Raw genomic sequence first — 18,112 nt, forward strand, 5'->3', positions numbered from 1 at the left:
GTTCATTTTTTCGGAGAGCAAACCCATGGAACGGATTACGGTCAATCTAGCTGAGCGTAGCTACCCTATCTCTATTGGCGCCGGGTTATTTGAAGACCCGGCGTACCTTTCTTTTTTATCAGGCAAACAGAAAGTTGTTGTTATCAGTAATGTGACAGTAGCGCCTCTTTATGCCGATAAAATTTTATCGTTGTTGGATCAAGTAGGCTGTCAAACTTCTCTTTTAGAGTTGCCAGACGGTGAGCAATACAAAACACTTGAAACGTTCAACTCAGTGATGAGCTACATGCTTGAAGGAAATTACAGCCGCGATGTGGTGGTGATTGCTTTGGGTGGTGGTGTTATCGGTGATTTGGTCGGTTTTGCTGCCTCTTGCTACCAGCGCGGTATTGATTTCATTCAAATCCCGACGACCCTTCTTTCTCAAGTGGACTCCTCTGTAGGCGGTAAAACTGCAGTGAATCATCCCCTTGGCAAGAATATGATCGGCGCTTTTTACCAACCAAAATCTGTCATCATCGATACTAACTGCTTATCAACGCTTCCAGAGCGTGAGTTCGCAGCGGGCATTGCTGAGGTGATCAAATACGGCATCATTTACGATGAAGTCTTCTTTGATTGGTTGGAACAGAATCTAGAGAAACTTTATCAACTTGATGAAGATGCACTGATTACCGCGATTGCTCGTTGTTGTGCAATTAAGGCTGAAGTGGTTGCTATAGATGAAAAAGAGTCAGGAATCAGAGCGTTATTGAACCTAGGTCATACATTTGGTCATGCGATCGAAGCAGAACTAGGCTATGGTAATTGGCTACATGGTGAAGCTGTGTCGTCAGGCACTGTAATGGCAGCGAAAACAGCTCAATTACAGGGACTGATCTCTCAGCAGCAACTTGAGCGAATTATTTCTATACTCAAGAATGCGAAACTGCCAATCCATACGCCAGAAAGCATGTCTTTTGAAGACTTTATGAAGCACATGATGCGTGATAAAAAAGTGCTGTCTGGTCAGTTACGTTTGGTATTACCAACAAGTATTGGTACCGCTGAAGTGGTCGCTGATGTGCCTCAAGACATCATTAAACAAGCGATTGATTTCTGCCGTACTCTTTAAATTTGGTTGTGAGGTTGCCTAGCTAAACTCTAGGCAGCTGAAGCGTTTTACTGATCGATCTTATCAGTAGGGATCCCCAATGAGTTTGGCTCATGAATTAAGAGTATTAGAGTTAGAGTCTCAAGTTGAGCTGCTAGAGCGCTTACAGCTTTTGACTAACTTTGGTTCAAACCTTGTAACGGTTGCGGGCAAAGCTGGCTCTGGCCGATCTTGGTTGGCTCAACGTTACCTTGAAGCATGGTCGACAGAAAAAAATCAGTGTTTACTGCTTTGTCACCCAAGCCAAGACGATCAACAACGTCGCGCGCTTATTCTTAGCCAAATTGTTTCTGATCCCCTGTTTAATCAACATGATTCTTTATCAGATAGCCTCGCAAGGCTACTGGATGGAGAGTCGTGTAATGTGGTTATCGTTGTAGATGATGCCCACCGACTGTCTGAGCTATTGGTATCCGAATTATGGATGTTGGTACTTGAAGCTCAATCAAACCCTCAATGGACGATCAATATCGTTCTCTTCTCGGAAATTGGCCATCTAGACACGCTATTAACACGTCTTAGTTACGGGCAACCACACAAGCCTATCGACCTCGAGATCGATGATCTTTCTCAACCAGAAGCGGAACATTTCTTTGAATCCCTAGTGATTCGATATGTTGATGATGAGTCTGAAACTCGCGTGCGACGTGCGTTTAATAAAGCACAACCTTTGCCCGGTGAGTTAATGGCTTTAGGAGAATTGAAAGTGGAAAAAAGGATTATTATTCGCTCAATTATTGGCTCACCCATCAATATCGCGATTGTGGTGGCCTTGTTGTTGGTTTTAATTGGTGGCGGCTATTGGTGGATGTTCAGTCAACCAACCCCTGACGATAAAGCGCAATCACTTATCGCTCCCATTGAACAAACAGCTATCCCAACGTTTGAAGTGGAAAGTGGTACCGAGCAAGCCGGAGTCGACGGATCTTCAGATTCTCAAGCCGAAGCTGACATGAGCTATCAAGGTGCTGACGATGACAGTTCATCTTTACCACCGGTTGTGGTGGAAGGTACAGCCAGTGTTGGCGAGGTGAAACAAGAGCAGCAACGTGTTGTGATTACTTCTGATGTGGTTGATGCCTTGCTTGATGACAAGCCGAAAAATGCCGATACCAGTGCGATTGATGCTGCCGTAGAAGAAAACACAGGTGCCGCGGTTAGCGCGCAACCTGATGCGGCGAAAAACGAGTCACAAGCTTCAGTTGATGAAGATACTGACCTAACGGAATCAACACCGCCGACGAAAAAGATCACCTTCTCATTTGCTCGCGAAGAGTTACAAGCTATCTCGCCACGCGCTTATACCTTACAGTTGAGCGCGATGACGTCATTAGAAGATGTTCAGTCTTTTATTGAAGAATATGACGTCGAAGACAAGGTTCGTATTTATCCAACACTTCGTAACGACACCAAGTGGTTTATTATCACTTATCAAGATTATCCAACGATTCAAGTCGCGCGAGATGCCGTAAGTGCGTTATCAAAACCACTTCAGCAGTTGGAACCTTGGGCAAAATCGATGAATCAAGTGCATCGAGAAATAGAACGTGCGAAATAACCCTGAGCTTAGCCTCAAAATATGTTACATTCCGCAGCCTTATTTTTGAGTTGATAGATAGAGCAGTAAATGAAAAAGCAGCGTGCCTTTCTAAAATGGGCTGGTGGTAAATATGGCCTAGTTGAAGACATCCAACGTCACCTGCCACCTGCTCGTAAATTGGTAGAACCGTTTGTCGGTGCCGGCTCAGTATTTCTGAATACTGATTTTGAACAGTACCTGCTTGCAGATATCAATCCCGATCTTATCAACCTATACAATCTACTTAAAACCGATCCTGAAACCTATATCACTGAAGCGAAGCGTTGGTTCTGTCCGGAGAATAACCGTAGAGAGGTGTTCTTAGATGTTCGCGCTGAGTTCAATGGTACAGATAACGTCATGTATCGCTCGTTAGCTTTCTTGTATATGAACCGATTTGGCTTCAATGGCTTGTGTCGTTACAACAAGAAGGGCGGTTTTAACGTTCCATTTGGTTCTTATAAAAAACCTTACTTTCCAGAAGCTGAGTTGGAGTTTTTTGCTGAGAAAGCGAAGAAAGCGACGTTTGTTTGTGAAGGGTATAGCGAGACCTTTAGCCGCGCCCGTAAAGGCTGTGTGGTTTATTGTGATCCTCCTTATGCGCCATTGTCTAGTACTGCTAACTTTACCTCTTATGCGGGTAATGGCTTCAGCTTAGATGATCAAGCGGCCTTGGCTGATGTTGCAGAAAGAGCGGCAATGGAACGAGGCATCCCTGTCTTGATTTCAAACCATGACACTACCTTAACGCGCCGTTTATACCATGGTGCGGAACTGAACGTGGTCAAGGTTAAGCGCACCATTAGCCGTAATGGCGCAGGGCGTAATAAAGTTGATGAGTTACTGGCACTTTTTCATAAAGAGAAAAACCAGCAACACGCTTCAACAGAATTGCCGTCGTCAGCATAACCCTCGAACTCATTAAATTGAGTGACCAACGGGTACTTTCATAAACTAATCTTTCGAACTGCTAGAATCTGCTTAGGTGCTTAGGTAGAATTGCACACCAAATAGTCTTGGGATTGAGTCTTGTATTCGTGTACGAGATGTCACAAGGCGGTGATATTCGCAATTTACTCACTCTTAAGAGGTTTGGTATGAAAGATTTTCTAATCGCTCCATCGATTTTGTCTGCAGATTTTGCTCGTCTTGGTGAAGACGTAGAGAAAGTACTCGCAGCCGGTGCCGACGTTGTGCACTTCGATGTGATGGATAACCACTACGTACCTAACCTGACTTTTGGTGCACCGATCTGTAAAGCGTTGCGCGACTACGGCATCACAGCTCCTATCGATGTTCACTTAATGGTTAAGCCAGTAGACAGCATCGTACCTGAGTTTGCTAAAGCCGGCGCATCAATGATTACCTTCCACGTTGAAGCGTCTGAGCACGTTGACCGTACTCTACAACTAATCAAAGAACACGGCTGTAAAGCGGGTGTCGTACTTAACCCAGCAACGCCACTTTCTTGCCTTGATTACATCTTAGATAAAGTAGATATGATTCTACTAATGTCTGTGAACCCTGGCTTTGGCGGTCAATCTTTCATTCCTCACACTCTCGATAAGCTGCGCGCTGTTCGTAAACTTATTGATGAATCAGGCCGTGATATCCGCCTTGAGATTGATGGCGGCGTGAAGGTAGATAATATCCGTGAAATCGCAGAAGCGGGCGCAGACATGTTTGTTGCAGGTTCCGCTATCTTCAATCAACCAGATTACAAAGAAGTGATTGATGAGATGCGTGCAGAGCTTGCAAAAGTTAACGCATAATCGTAAAACTACAGATAGATTGAATATTAAGGGGCTCATTGGCCCCTTTTTTACGTCTTGGAGCTCAACTCATAAGACGAACATAATAAATAGGAAAGTAAGATGTCATTAAGCTCAATAAAACTGATTGCCTTTGATTTGGATGGAACCTTGTTAGATAGCGTGCCTGATTTGGCTGTCGCCGCTGACCAAGCTTGTCAGGAACTGGGTTTTTCTTCAGTAAGCGAAGAACAAGTTCGCGACTATGTGGGTAATGGTGCTGATGTTCTTATCGGACGTTCATTGAGCCGTAATCTTACGGTTGATCCAAGCCTTGAACCTGATCTTTTGAAGAAAGCGCGTATCCTGTTTGATGATTTCTATGAGCAGGGCGGCCATAAGCTAAGCCACCTTTATCCATCAGTTAAAGAGACGCTAGCAGAGCTAGACAAAGCAGGCTTCACCATGGCGCTTGTCACCAACAAGCCTTCGAAATTTGTACCAGATGTTCTGGCGCAGCACGGTATCGGTAAGTACTTTGTTGATGTGTTGGGTGGCGACTCTTTCCCAGAGAAAAAGCCGAACCCAGTAGCGCTGAACTGGTTGCTAGAAAAGCATAATGTGAAGGCTGAAGATATGCTGATGGTAGGCGATTCAAGCAACGACATCAAAGCGGCTAAGAACGCAGGCTGCCACTCGTTTGGTCTGACTTACGGCTATAACCACGGTGAGCCGATTTCAGTATCAAACCCTGACTATGTCGCAGACAACATTGCACAATTACTAGATGTCGTTCTAGTTTCAGCATAAAGCGGACAAAAGTTAGCTAACCTACTAGCAAAATACTTATCAATGAGTACACTGGATGAGCCGTACAGAAGAGCTGTGCGGCTTTCTATTTTAAAGTTAAGAAGCTAAGTTTTTCAGATACTACGTTAAGAAACTAAGTTAACGAGCTTAGCGAACAAGCAAAGGAATTAAAAGCATGAGCAAGCCCATCGTATTGAGTGGTGTTCAACCATCTGGTGAACTAAGTATCGGTAACTACTTGGGTGCTCTACGTCAATGGCAACAGATGCAAGATGATTACGATTGCCAATACTGTGTTGTAGACCTTCACGCAATTACGGTTCGCCAAGATCCGAAAGCCCTGCATGAAGCGACTCTAGACGCATTAGCAATCTGTCTTGCTGTCGGTGTTGATCCAAAGAAGAGCACGCTATTTGTTCAGTCACACGTACCAGAGCATGCTCAACTTGGTTGGCTTCTTAACTGTTACACACAAATGGGTGAACTGAGCCGTATGACTCAGTTTAAAGATAAGTCTGCACGTCACTCAAATGACGTAAACGTAGGCCTATACGATTACCCAGTGTTGATGGCTGCAGATATCCTGCTTTACGGTGCTCACCAAGTGCCAGTAGGTAGCGACCAGAAACAACACTTAGAGCTAGCGCGTGATATCGCAAATCGCTTTAACAACATCTACGGCCCTGAAACGCCAATCTTCCAAGTACCAGAACCTTACATTCCAACAGTGAATGCACGTGTGATGAGCCTGCAAGATGCGACTAAGAAGATGTCTAAGTCAGATGATAACCGTAAGAACGTGATTACTCTGTTAGAAGAGCCTAAGTCGATCATCAAGAAGATCAACAAAGCGCAAACGGATGCAGAAACGCCACCACGTATTGCTCACGATTGGGAAAACAAAGCGGGTATCTCTAACCTAATGGGTCTGTACTCTGCGGCGACGGGTAAAACGTTTGAAGAGATCGAAGCGCAATACCAAGGCGTTGAAATGTACGGTCCGTTCAAGAAAGACGTAGGCGCAGCATTGGTTGAGATGCTTGAGCCGATCCAAGCTGAATACCACCGTATCCGTGCTGATCGTGCTTACATGGATGCAGTAATGAAAGCGGGTGCAGAAAAAGCCTCTGAGCGCGCTGCCGTTACACTGAAAAAAGCATACGAAGCAGTTGGTTTTGTTACTCGCCCTTAGATTGGCATGTAAATCACTTTAAAAATCACTAATTATAAATAAAAGGTCACCTTTAATAGGGTGGCCTTTTTTATTAGTGATTACTAATTTAATGTCAAATCACTTAAAGCAAAATGAAAACAAAAAATGAGTAATAGCTCTAATTTTTACCGCGTTATGTAAAAAAATGTTGCTTAGCCTCGAGTTCTGTTGGAACTGGACAGTGAGTCAAAAGAGTGAAAAGTCACTAGCGATTAATCTCTCATTAAAATGCTGAATTACTTTTGTGTGTTTCATAAAAAAGAGACATTGGCTGAATAAGATAATAACGCTGATTTTTGCCATAAGTCATAATGTGTAGAGACTTCCCTATTTTTAGTCCCACGTTTGGCAAAGTTCAGTAATGGCCATCTTTGGTAGAGCAAGTGCAAATAAACCAGTGGAATTTGTGCTTGCTCTCGATATCAAGTTCATTATTAAAGGTAAATAACCATGGAACGCAAACTTACCCATACCGCAATCGCCCTAGCTGTGAGTAGTGTTTTTGCCGCGAGTGCATCGGCTGAAATCATCATTTCGCAATACGTAGAAGGCGGCAGCTACAATAAAGCCATTGAGATCGCTAATACTGGTGACAGCGCGGTTTCTCTTGACGGCTTCTCGCTTGCCAAATCAAGTAATGGTGGTGGTATTTGGGATACGAAAATAGACTTGACTGGTAAAACACTTAACGCAAAAAGCGTTTGGGTGTTAGCTAACTCAAGAGCCAGTGATGCAATTAAAGCACTAGCAAATCAGCAAGACGGAGCAGTAGCTAACTTTAATGGTGACGATCCGATTGCGTTACTAAACGCGCAAGGTGAAGTACATGACATGTTTGGTGTTATGGGCGATGTTGATTTTGCTAAAGATAAAACTTTTATCCGTAAAGATGAAGCAATGACGTCAAATGCTTCTTATGATAAAGCACAGTGGAATGAACTTGTTAAAGATGACATCACAGGCCTTGGATCTTTAGGATATGATGCGCCAGAGCCGCCACCAGCCTTTACTTGTACCGATGATAGTGCTGCTCCAACGTTTACCTCTATTCAAGCCATTCAGGGGGATGGTGATCGTTCGCCACTAATACCTGACGGGAAATTTGAATCAGAGCAAGATATCTTTGTTACTGGTGTCGTTTCAGCTGTTACGAAAAGCATTACTAAAGGCTTCTACTTGCAAGCCCTAGAGGATGACTACAACGCTAAAACATCCGAAGGTCTCTTTGTAGAAACAGGCAGTTCAGATACTGGCTTATCCCCTGGCGATGTGGTGTGTGTGAAAGGTAAGGCGCATGAGCTGTTTAACCGAACGCAATTGAAATCAGATGCTAATAGCTTTGTTAAGCAAAGTTCGCAAGCTGCGCCAACAGCGGTAGAGTTTGTTGTTGCCGATAGTGAAACATTGCATCAAGCGTTAGAGCGTTACGAGGGCATGAATGTAGAGCTGTCAGCAGACTCCAAGTTGTTCGTCACTCGAAACTTTAGCTACGACTATGCAGGTCGTCGAAATAACATGGTATTGGCTCATGAGAAGCCACTGATGAAGCCAACTCAAGTTTTCGCCGCTGAAAGCGCACAAGCAACCGATCTGGCAAAGAAAAATGCAGTAAGCCAAGTTTACCTAGAGTCGGATTATAAAGCCGCTTCTGGCGAAATACCGTACTATCCTGATTTTGCTAAAGATACAGACCAAGACGGCAGTTCAGAAAACCACATTCGTTTGGGTTCTCGCGTGGAAGGCCTACAAGGGGTTGTAGATTACAGCTATGGCCAATATCGTCTAATCGCGACTAATACAGCAACTAAAGATGCTTTTGTAACAAAAGCTGTTGATGCTCAAGGTAACACAATTTTTGATGTGACCCGTAAAGCAGCACCGGAACTGACGAATACTGATATACGCATTGCTAGTTTCAACGTACTGAACTACTTCAATAGCCACAGCAGTATTGGTGGGCCGCTGAATGCATCTTGTAGTGATCAGGCAGATGCTGATGCCTCAAGAGGTTGTAACCGTGGTGCTAAAGTGAATGATGAGTTTTTGCTTCAAAAAGCAAAAATTATAAAAGCACTAGCTGCAATGGATTCTGACATTATCGGCTTGATGGAAGTTGAAAACAATGGCTTTGGAGATGGTAGTGCACTTAAAGATCTAACCGATGGCCTAAACGCGACAATTGATGACGTTAAAAAGCACTACAGCTATGTAGAAATCAAAAAAGCGGACATGACCAAGGGTGAGTTCTTTGGTAGCGACGCCATTATGGTAGCCATGCTATACCGTGCTGACAAAGTAGTACCAAAAGGCAAAGCGAAAGTTATTGTTACTCCTGAGCAGCATGTCCCTGCGGATGTGTTAACACGAACGAAAGAAGACGGAACGCAAGAGTCAAATACTGCGCTTTCTAAATATCAGCGTCATAGCCTGCTACAAACCTTTACTGCAAAAGGTAGTACCGTACCGCTGTCGGTTGTTGTTAACCACTTAAAATCAAAAGGCTCTCACTGTATTGAGCAGTGGCAGAGTTTTGAAGAGAAATCTGATCCAGCAGATCTACAAGGTAAGTGTAATCGCTTCCGTACTTCAGCAACTAAGGTACTAGGCGATAGCCTTAAATCAGTTAAAGGTGATGTGCTGATTATTGGTGATTTGAATGCTTATGGCATGGAAGATCCTGTTCTTACTCTAACTGACTACTCTGAAGCGAAATATGATCGCGAGATCCGCACAGCTTCATTTACTACATTAGGTAAAGATGACGCTGGTGAAAACAAACCTTATGAAGCCGCGGGTAGTGTCGTAACGAAAGGTTTTGGTTACATTAACTTGAATACTAAGTTCCACGGAGCGGATACGTTCTCTTATACGTACGGCGGTGAGCAAGGTAACTTGGATCATGCTTTAGCAAATCCATCGCTGGCTAACAAAGTAACCTCAATTACAGACTGGCATATCAATGCGTCAGAAAGCACAATGTTTGAGTATTCATCTAAGTATACGGGCAAGATGCCAAAGTACGCAGATGTGTTCTCGGCATCGGATCATGATCCAGTGATCATTGCTCTTGATTACGCGAAATCGAATAAGATCACATTACCTGCTAAAGGCGAAAAGCTGAAGGTTGAGTATTACTTACCTGAAGAGGCTGTTGTTGGAGATGTTGTGACGGTTCGTTTAGCGAAGAAAAGCCAAGCGGCATTAAAAGCAATGGCTGCTTCTGATGATCTAACAGCTTCAACCACTTTAACTCAACCAGATGTTGATGCAGGTGTTGTACAAGTTAGCTTTGATAAAGAGCCAGAAAAAGCCAGTTATGTTATGACTCAAGAATTGGCTGACAGTGCGGGTACCGTGAAATCAACAGTTTCTGCAGACGTCACTATTAGTGAAGCCGCTACAGAAAACGTTGAAAGCAGTTCGAAATCAGGTGCATCATTTGGTCTAAGCGGTTTATTTGCTCTGTTCGGCTTTGGCTTCCTACGCCGTCGTACTCACAAATAGATTAGCCATAAGTCATACAAGCTAACTTAAGGCTATCTGTAAACAATTAAGGTCAACTTAGGTTGGCCTTAATTATTGGCGAAATGCAGTTTCCACTTGCCTTTCGCCATGGGTATTGCACAATACCGCCCCTATATCTCCCAATCATTTAGTATTTAGCAAACGATTTCGACCCATGTTACTTATCATCGATAACTACGACTCTTTTACCTATAACTTGTATCAGTATTTCTGTGAGTTAGGGGTCACTGTAAAAGTTGTTCGCAACGATGAGATTGATATTGCCGGTATTGAAGCGCTGAATCCTAGCCATCTTGTTATCTCGCCAGGCCCTTGTACGCCTGATGATGCGGGAATCTCTCTGCAAGTCATTGAACACTTCGTGGGTAAACTGCCGATCTTAGGTGTGTGTCTTGGTCATCAAGCCATTGCTCAAGTCTTTGGTGGTCAAGTAGTGCGAGCCAGACAAGTGATGCACGGTAAAACCTCTCCAATACGCCACAATGGTAAGAGCGTTTTTCAAGGGCTTAATAACCCTCTAACTGTGACACGTTACCATTCCCTAGTGGTGAAAAATGGTACGCTACCTGACTGCTTTGAACTGACGTCTTGGACGGAATTTGAAGATGGCAGCATGGACGAGATCATGGGTTATCAACACAAAACCTTGCCGATTGATGCCGTGCAATTTCACCCTGAGTCGATTAAAACAGAGCAAGGACACCAGCTTCTCGCTAACTTCTTAGCGCGCTGAGTGTTTAAATTTGACTCTTTCTCCGCCTAAATAAGCCAGTTAAACCTGTTAGTCCATTCGTTAAGCGTTTAAATTCGGGCGCTACGCGTCTCTTACTCCTCTGACGCTGATCACTTTTTATAACATTTCTCCCTCTTAAGGCTAAGTTTTTAGCCTATGCAAAATTATTCGCCTTATTTCGTCTCGAACCCAATATACCGCAATGCCAGTAAGGCTTTGCCGTTGCAGGTTATACGTTTAGGTAAAAAAAGCTTCATAAAACAGATTAATTGATGCATAAATAGTCATAGGTAGTGACGTTTAGCTGGTTGTTAGGGATAGCTAAAGAATAATCTACTATTGAAAACGTTAATTAAATGTAAATATAATGCTGCAGCGGGATTATGGCGAGAGAAAATATCTTTGTCTCACTTATGAACCAGTACGCTTATTTGCGAAGCTTGCGGTATCGAAAAGGAATGTACGATGACAGTGGAAAAAAAAGTAGAACGTAGTCTGTTTAATGAGGTGATGGTGCCTTGTTATAACCCAATGGAAATGATCCCGGTAAAAGGGGAAGGCGCACGCGTTTGGGACCAACAAGGCCGAGAATATATCGACTTTGCTGGTGGTATCGCTGTGAGCTGTTTGGGTCACTGTCACCCAGCAATGGTTAACGCAGTTACTGAGCAAGCAAACAAGATTTGGCATTTAAGTAATGTGATGACCAACGAACCTGCATTGCGTCTAGCGAAGAAGCTAACCGACGTATGTTTTGCAGAAAAAGTATTCTTTGCCAACTCTGGTGCAGAAGCGAATGAAGCAGCATTGAAGCTAGCTCGTCGTTGGGCAGCGGATGTTCACGGTCCTGAGAAGTCTGAAATCATTGCATTCAAACAAGGTTTCCACGGTCGTACTTTCTTTACCGTAACGGTGGGTGGTCAAGAGGCTTACTCTGATGGCTTCGGTCCTAAACCGGGCGATGTAACTCACCTGCCTTACAACGATATTGCCGCGCTAGAAGCGCACATATCAGATCGCACATGTGCAATCATGATGGAACCTCTGCAAGGCGAGGGCGGTATCATCTCTCCAACATCTGAGTTCGTGAACACGGTTCGTGAATTGTGTGACAAGCACAATGCGCTGCTTATCTTTGATGAAGTGCAAACAGGTAATGGCCGTACGGGTAACTTTTACGCTTACCAAGGCCTAGGTGTGACTCCTGATATCCTAAGTACAGCGAAATCACTAGGTGGCGGTTTCCCAATCGGCGCAATGCTAACGACCACCGAACTCGCGACACACCTAAAAGTCGGTACGCACGGTTCTACTTACGGTGGTAACCCACTGGCGTGTGCCGTTGCTGAAGCAGTTGTTGACGTAGTAAGCCAACCTGAAACGTTGGCTGGTGTGAAAGAACGCGAAGCACTATTCCGTGATGGTTTAGCTAAGATTAACGACAAATACCAAATATTCAGTGAAGTTCGCGGTAAAGGCCTATTGCTAGGTGCTGCACTTAATGAAGCATGGCAAGGTCGTGCTCGTGATGTATTAGTAGCAGCAGGCGAACAAGGCTTGATGGTACTGGTTGCGGGTGCAAACGTGGTTCGTTTTACTCCATCACTGGTTATCACTACACAAGAAATTGAAGAAGGTTTATCAAAACTAGACAAAGCAATCGCTACGCTAGTTTAGCCTGAGCGGCGTCATAGGAATGATCGCCATTAGAGCGATCCCATGACGTACTGCTAAAGGCCCAAGATTCTCGTTTTGGGCCTGTTTTGCATCTGGAGGGAATATTGATGCTAGTTGTTCGCCCAATAAAATTATCTGATTACGATGCGTTGCATACCTGCGCGGTTGAATCTGGTCACGGATTCACATCTCTTCCGGTTAACGAAGAACTGTTAACCAACAGAATTACTCATTCTGAATACAGCTTTGCTAAACAAGACGTGACTGAACCTGGTGATGAAGGCTACCTAATGGTTGGCTTCGACACTGAAACGGGAGAAGTTGCAGGCACGACAGGTATCGAAGCCTCAATTGGCTGGGATGTTCCGTTTTACTCTTACCACATCAGCAAAGTGGTTCACTCATCGCAAAAGCTTGGCGTGAATAACGTCGTGAAGCTACTGACTTTCGGCAATAACTACACAGGATGCAGTGAGATCTGCACACTGTTCTTGCGCCCGGCTTTCCGTGGTGGATTGAATGGTCGTTTGATGTCTAAGTGTCGCTTCTTGATCATGTCTGAGCACCCAGAGCGTTTTTCGAAAACGATTTTTGCTGAGATGCGTGGTGTATCGGATGCGGAAGGTAACTCTCCTTTCTGGCAATGGCTGCAAGAGCACTTCTTCTCAATTGATTTCACGCTTGCAGATTACCTAACCGGTATCGGTAAGAAAGGCTTCATTGCTGACCTAATGCCGAAGTTACCTATCTATGTGAACCTACTGAGCAAAGAAGCTCAGGCGGTGATTGGAGAGGTTCATGACAATACGCGCCCTGCACTTAAGTTGCTGGAACGTGAAGGTTTCACCAACCGTGGCTATGTCGACATCTTTGATGGGGGCCCAACGGTTGAGTGTGATCTAAGAAATATCGAATCAGTGCGTCATGCGATTCGAGCTCAAGTGACAATTGCAGAGCATTCAAGCTCTAAAGACTTCCTCATTGGTAATACCTCGTTTGAGAACTTCCGCGCAGTAGCCGCGAAAGGCGCGTATGACCAAGCAAGCGACACAGTGATTTTATCATCTGAAGTAGCAAGCGCTCTTGAAGTAAAAGAAGGCGAATTCGTTCGCATGTTGGCTCAATAAGAGCGGCGATTATCTGTCGAAGATTTTAAGGATAGAAGTATGACTCAGTGGATAGCAGGACAGTGGGTGGCAGGTCAAGGCGACGCCATGACATCAGTAAGCCCATACAATAATGAAGTCGTGTGGCAAGGCGATAGTGCAACACCAGCACAGGTTGAATCTGCAGTAGCAGCGGCGCGTGACGCTTTCTTAGTTTGGAAAAAATTGAGCTTTGCAGAGCGTGAAGCGATCGTGTTGAACTTTGCTGAGAAGGTAAAAGAGAACAGCGAAGAAATTGCACAGATTATTGCAAAAGAGACGGGTAAACCGATTTGGGAAACTCGCACTGAAGCGGGTGCGATGGCGGGTAAAATCGCTATCTCTATTCGTGCTTACCACGAACGTACGGGTGAAGCTTCACGTGAAGCCGCAGGCAACCAAATCGTACTGCGTCATCGTCCATTAGGCGTTATGGCGGTATTTGGTCCTTACAACTTCCCTGGTCATCTGCCTAACGGTCATATTGTTCCGGCATTGCTATCGGGTAATACCGTGGTATTTAAGCCGTCAGAGCAGACACCTTGGACGGGTGAGTTTGCGATGAAACTGTGGCAAGAAGCAGGCCTTCCAGCTGGCGTGATTAACCTAGTGCAAGGCGCTAAAGAAACCGGTATCGCACTGGCTGATGCTAAAGGTCTTGATGGCGTGCTATTTACGGGCAGTGCTAATACCGGTCATATCCTTCACCGTCAGTTTGCTGGTCAACCGGGCAAAATGTTGGCGCTAGAGATGGGCGGCAACAACCCTATGGTGATCACTGACCAATTTGGTGATGCTGACGCGACGGTTTATACCATTATCCAGTCGGCCTTCATCAGTGCGGGCCAACGTTGTACATGTGCGCGTCGCTTGTATGTGCCTGTTGGAGAGAAGGGCGATCAACTGCTGGATAAGCTCGTTGCTGCGACCTTGAAGATTCGTGTCGATCAGCCATTCGCTGAGCCAGCACCCTTCATGGGACCACAGATCTCTGAAGCTGCGGCTAAGTTTATTCTGGACGCGCAAGCGAATCTGCAATCGTTAGGCGGTGTCAGCCTAGTCGAAGCAAAAGCGGGTCAAGCGGCGTTTGTTTCTCCGGGTATTATCGATGCAACCAACATTGCTGAACTGCCAGATGAAGAGTATTTCGGTCCATTACTGCAAGTGGTTCGTTATCAGTCACTAGAGCAAGCGGTTGAACTGGCTAATGACACACGTTTTGGTTTGTCTGCAGGCTTAGTTTCAACAGACGATTCAGAATGGGAATACTTCGTTGACCATATCCGTGCGGGTATTGTTAACCGTAACCGCCAGCTAACAGGCGCAAGTGGTGATGCACCATTTGGTGGTCCGGGTGCTTCAGGTAACCTGCGTCCAAGTGCGTACTATGCCGCTGACTACTGTGCTTACCCTATGGCGTCAATGGAAGGTGGTGAAACTCAACTGCCGGCTACGTTTAGTCCAGGTATTGAGCTGTAGTTTTGGCTTTTAAGCTATAACTTGATGAATCACAAGCTTATGAGCTCTAGGTTCATGAATAACAGGTTCATTGGTTAATTATGTAATAAGGAAGTGGTGTTATCGCTTCCTTTTTCCATCACGTCCGACACCTAGATTGGGCGGTAGATAATAATAGAACAAGTATGTCACAGGCTGATGGCTGCTGACTCTGTGTCCAGCCTCTCCCTCTCTAATCCAAATTACTAGCTTGCTAGAACCTCTGACAAGGAGTCACCATGACGCCCGATCTACTCTTTAAATCACTATGGGATGATTACATTCACAGGCTTTGCCCATCGGCTGAGAAAGTTCATCATCTGCTGAAAGAAGACGAAGCCCTGATTAATGATCACATTGCACTGCGAACTTTCAATGTTGCACCGCTGGGTATTGAAACACTGGCTAAGCCTTTCCTTGAATTAGGCTACAAGGCTTGTGGCGACTACTTGTTTGAGAGCAAGAAGTTAGTGGCTAAGCACTACGAGCACCCAGACCCAAACCAACCGAAGGTGTTCATTAGTGAGTTGAAGGTAGAAGAGTGTTCAAGTGACTTACAACAGATCGTTGCGAAGTTGGTTGAGCAAGTAGACGCAAGTAAGCTTCAAGGTCATGAGTTCTTGTTTGGTGGTCGCCTTTGGGATCTGAGCTTCGCGGATTTCCAAGTGCTAGCAAAAGAGAGTGAATACGCGTCTTGGCTAGCGGCTCATGGTTACGGTGCAAACCACTTTACGGTGAGTGTGAACCAGCTTAATGAGTTCGATGAAGTACAGACTGTGAATGACTATTTGAGTGATTCAGGTTTCACTATCAATGCATCTGGCGGTCAGGTTAAAGGCTCTCCAGAGGTCTTATTAGAGCAATCATCTACAATGGCAGACAAAGTCCCAGTTTCATTTGTTGAAGGCAACGAGGTGATTCCTGGTGGCTTCTACGAGTTTGCTAAGCGTTATGCGATGGCGAATGGTGAGCTTTATACAGGATTTGTTGCAGCATCGGCTGACAAGATCTTTGAGAGCACCAACGGTTAAAGAAAGATATGAGCACGGGCTTTACCCTAAAGATGCGAGTACGCTTCGCTTCGAGGAAGTTTACAAATAGGATTCAGTGAGTTCTTCTCGTATCTCGTATCTCGTATCTCGTATCTGCTCTCTAGATCTTTAGAAAACAAAAAAGCCACCAAATTTGCATTTGGTGGCTTTCAAATTTTTGGCTCAGTTAATCGAGATTAACGAGTGCCGTATACCACGATAGTTTTACCGTGTGCAGAAATTAGGTTCTGCTCTTCTAGCATCTTCAAGATACGACCTACTGTCTCACGAGAACAACCAACAATCTGGCCAATCTCTTGACGAGTAATCTTGATTTGCATGCCGTCAGGGTGAGTCATTGCATCTGGCTGTTTCGCTAGGTTAAGTAGCGTTTGAGCGATACGACCTGTTACGTCAAGGAACGCTAAGTCACCAACCTTTTGGCTAGTTACTTGTAGACGATTTGCCATTTGCGCTGAAAGGCGCATTAGGATATCTGGGTTCACTTGGATAAGTTGACGGAATTTCTTGAAAGAAATTTCAGCTACTTCACAAGGAGATTTTGCACGAACCCATGCAGTACGCTCTTGGTCTTCTTCGAAGAGGCCAAGTTCACCAATGAAGTCACCTTGGTTTAGGTAAGAAAGAATCATTTCCTTACCTTCTTCGTCTTTGATAAGAACTGCCACAGAACCTTTAACGATGTAGTACAAGGTTTCTGCCTTTTCACCAGCATGAATCAAAGTACTTTTTGAAGGGTACTTATGAATATGACAGTGTGAAAGGAACCACTCTAATGTTGGATCGGTTTGGGGTTTACCTAGAACCATAATATCTTACTTCCTCTGCAGGGTATGCTTGCCGCTTTCCGTATTTTAGCTAAGCCTGGATTGACTTGTAGGATAAGAGCACTCGTTGAGCGCTGCAAGCTATCTTGTGTTTCGTTTAAGAATAGTATCCTTTTTCAGGTACTATTTCTTGATTTTAATCGTGACCAAGCTACGATTTTTTACGCAAAATTGTGCACATGATCACGGTATGAAAAGTAATCAACCAGAATGGCGTATTGTTAACCTATTTTTCCGGTTTCGATGAGCTGTTGTAGGATGGGCCTTACAATGAGCTCCATAGCAAAACTCATCTTGCCGCCTGGCACCACAAGCGTGTTGTGGCGTGACATAAATGAGCCATCTATCATAGCCAGAAGGTAGGGGAAATCGACGTTTTTGATGCCACGCAAACGTATAACCACGAAGCTTTCGTCTAAACTTGGAATCCCTTTGGCGTTCAGTGGGTTCGATGTATCTACGGTTGGAACACGCTGAAAGTTGATGTGAGTACGCGAAAATTGTGGGGTGATGTAATTAAGGTAATCATCCATTGAGCGAACAATGGAATCCATTACTGCTTCGCGTGAGTGGCCACGATCGCGTGTGTCACGAACGAATTTTTGGATCCACTCAAGGTTGACGATTGGCACCATGCCGATCAGCAAGTCGACGTGTTGTGAGACATTGATGTCGCCATCTACCACGCCACCATGAAGACCTTCGTAGAACATCACATCGGAATTTTCTGGGATCTCTTGCCATGGCGTAAAGGTGCCCGGCATTTGATTGTAAGGCACGGCTTCATCGAAGGTATGTAGGTAACTACGGACTTTACCCGTGCCTTCATTACCGTATTGACGGAAGAACTCTTCTAATGCGCCAAAATCGTTGGCTTGTGGACCAAAGTAGCTGATGTGCTTACCTTGCTCGCGAGCCTTACGGATCTCGACATCCATCTCTGGTCGAGTGAAGCGATGGAAACTATCCCCTTCAACCCAAGCGGCCTTCACGTCCATCATATTGAACATTTTTCGGAAGGCTTCTGAGGTGGTGGTGGTGCCGGCTCCTGATGAACCCGTCACCGCAATAATTGGATGTTTAGCGGACATGACAACCCTTGTCTTTTGAGTAACTTACTTGTTAGCAATCGTTTACCACTATAACACGG

Annotated in this window: 14 protein-coding genes; 12 read left to right on the forward strand and 2 right to left on the reverse strand. The window is 44.8% G+C overall.

The window, feature by feature from the left end; genetic code table 11:
- Positions 1-25 precede the first annotated feature (25 nt).
- The 12 genes from aroB to H5300_RS11195 all read left to right on the forward strand — a co-directional run bounded on the left by aroB (position 26) and on the right by H5300_RS11195 (position 16,114).
- Positions 26-1,114: a 3-dehydroquinate synthase gene (gene aroB, locus H5300_RS11140; RefSeq protein WP_004729663.1), complete on the forward strand. Its 1,089-nt coding sequence runs from the start codon at positions 26-28 to the stop codon at positions 1,112-1,114.
- 79 nt (positions 1,115-1,193) lie between these two features.
- Positions 1,194-2,711, forward strand: a complete 1,518-nt coding sequence (locus H5300_RS11145; RefSeq protein WP_182795989.1) for an SPOR domain-containing protein — start codon at positions 1,194-1,196, stop codon at positions 2,709-2,711.
- A gap of 69 nt (positions 2,712-2,780) precedes the next feature.
- Positions 2,781-3,641 carry a Dam family site-specific DNA-(adenine-N6)-methyltransferase gene (locus H5300_RS11150; RefSeq protein WP_102498690.1) on the forward strand — a complete coding sequence of 287 codons (861 nt, stop codon included), beginning with the start codon at positions 2,781-2,783 and terminating at the stop codon, positions 3,639-3,641.
- A 188-nt stretch (positions 3,642-3,829) separates the two neighbouring features.
- Positions 3,830-4,504: a ribulose-phosphate 3-epimerase gene (gene rpe / locus H5300_RS11155; RefSeq protein ID WP_029222055.1), complete on the forward strand. Its 675-nt coding sequence runs from the start codon at positions 3,830-3,832 to the stop codon at positions 4,502-4,504.
- 102 nt (positions 4,505-4,606) lie between these two features.
- The gene (locus H5300_RS11160) at positions 4,607-5,293 is read left to right on the forward strand and encodes a phosphoglycolate phosphatase (RefSeq protein WP_182795990.1); all 687 of its coding nucleotides are present in this window, start codon (positions 4,607-4,609) and stop codon (positions 5,291-5,293) included.
- 175 nt (positions 5,294-5,468) lie between these two features.
- Complete coding sequence (trpS, locus tag H5300_RS11165) at positions 5,469-6,485, forward strand: tryptophan--tRNA ligase (RefSeq protein ID WP_004729658.1); 1,017 nt, start codon at positions 5,469-5,471, stop codon at positions 6,483-6,485.
- A gap of 471 nt (positions 6,486-6,956) precedes the next feature.
- Positions 6,957-10,010, forward strand: a complete 3,054-nt coding sequence (locus H5300_RS11170; protein ID WP_182795991.1) for an ExeM/NucH family extracellular endonuclease — start codon at positions 6,957-6,959, stop codon at positions 10,008-10,010.
- A 175-nt stretch (positions 10,011-10,185) separates the two neighbouring features.
- Positions 10,186-10,764: an aminodeoxychorismate/anthranilate synthase component II gene (locus tag H5300_RS11175; RefSeq protein WP_182795992.1), complete on the forward strand. Its 579-nt coding sequence runs from the start codon at positions 10,186-10,188 to the stop codon at positions 10,762-10,764.
- A 465-nt stretch (positions 10,765-11,229) separates the two neighbouring features.
- Positions 11,230-12,441, forward strand: coding sequence for an aspartate aminotransferase family protein (locus H5300_RS11180; protein ID WP_065207400.1), 1,212 nt, complete (start codon positions 11,230-11,232; stop codon positions 12,439-12,441).
- A gap of 107 nt (positions 12,442-12,548) precedes the next feature.
- On the forward strand, positions 12,549-13,568 hold the full coding sequence (gene astA / locus H5300_RS11185) for an arginine N-succinyltransferase (RefSeq protein WP_004729654.1): 1,020 nt from the start codon (positions 12,549-12,551) through the stop codon (positions 13,566-13,568).
- Between the two features lie 39 nt (positions 13,569-13,607).
- Positions 13,608-15,065 carry a succinylglutamate-semialdehyde dehydrogenase gene (gene astD, locus H5300_RS11190; protein ID WP_017085988.1) on the forward strand — a complete coding sequence of 486 codons (1,458 nt, stop codon included), beginning with the start codon at positions 13,608-13,610 and terminating at the stop codon, positions 15,063-15,065.
- Between the two features lie 257 nt (positions 15,066-15,322).
- The gene (locus H5300_RS11195; RefSeq protein WP_004729652.1) at positions 15,323-16,114 is read left to right on the forward strand and encodes a DUF1338 domain-containing protein; all 792 of its coding nucleotides are present in this window, start codon (positions 15,323-15,325) and stop codon (positions 16,112-16,114) included.
- A gap of 197 nt (positions 16,115-16,311) precedes the next feature.
- Here H5300_RS11195 and crp read toward each other — a convergent pair whose 3' ends face one another.
- Together crp and H5300_RS11205 are read right to left on the reverse strand one after the other, a co-directional pair.
- Positions 16,312-16,944 (reverse strand): cAMP-activated global transcriptional regulator CRP, encoded by a 633-nt coding sequence (gene crp / locus H5300_RS11200; RefSeq protein WP_004729651.1) that lies wholly within the window; start codon positions 16,942-16,944, stop codon positions 16,312-16,314.
- A 239-nt stretch (positions 16,945-17,183) separates the two neighbouring features.
- Positions 17,184-18,053 (reverse strand): phosphoribulokinase, encoded by an 870-nt coding sequence (locus tag H5300_RS11205; protein ID WP_004729650.1) that lies wholly within the window; start codon positions 18,051-18,053, stop codon positions 17,184-17,186.
- Positions 18,054-18,112 lie beyond the last annotated feature (59 nt).

The organism is Vibrio sp. SG41-7 (assembly GCF_014164465.1).
GTDB classification, from domain to species: domain Bacteria; phylum Pseudomonadota; class Gammaproteobacteria; order Enterobacterales; family Vibrionaceae; genus Vibrio; species Vibrio splendidus.